This window comes from Roseateles sp. P5_B10 (assembly GCF_056400485.1).
The window spans coordinates 1-596 of sequence record NZ_JBFULE010001610.1; the positions used below are offsets into that span (position 1 = coordinate 1).

The window sequence follows — 596 nt, forward strand, 5'->3', positions numbered from 1 at the left end:
GGAAAGAACACACTGGTCCGTGCCTGATAGTCGCGATAGCGATCGCCGCGCGACTTCAGCATCTGGTCCTCCAGCGGCGGCACGCCGGTGACATGACGCAGGATCCAGTACATGAAGATCGGCGCTAGCAGCGTAGCGAAGCCCCAAGAATAGTCGAGCGAGAGCGCGATCATCGGATAAGCGAGCCAGCCGAACCATTCAAAGAAGTAGTTCGGGTGCCGCGACCAGCGCCATAACCCGATATCGCAGACCTTGCCCTTGTTGGCCGGATCTGAGCGGAAGGTCTTCAACTGCTTGTCAGCCAGTGCCTCACCCGCGATGCCTGCGAATAGGATCACCGCGCCGAGATAATCCTGCACCCGCAACGCATCCGACGGAAAACGGGAAGCCACGAAAATTGCAAACACCAGCGGAATCGACCCGAAACCCTGATTCTGCAGAAAGATGAACATCTTCCGCGGTGAGTTCACGCCCCATTCCCTCGCGAAGGCCGCATAGCGCGGATCGTCTGATATGCCCGCCGTACGCACGGCGATGTGCGAGCCGAGCCGCAACGACCAGATCGCCACCAGGGCCGCCACCAGCCATTGCCGGAC

The 596-nt window shown here is 60.2% G+C and carries 1 protein-coding gene; it reads right to left on the reverse strand.

Annotated elements, in window-relative coordinates; translation table 11 throughout:
- A partial coding sequence (locus AC1DU6_RS34885; RefSeq protein ID WP_477863109.1) for a DUF1295 domain-containing protein occupies positions 1–596 on the reverse strand: 596 nt, incomplete at both ends.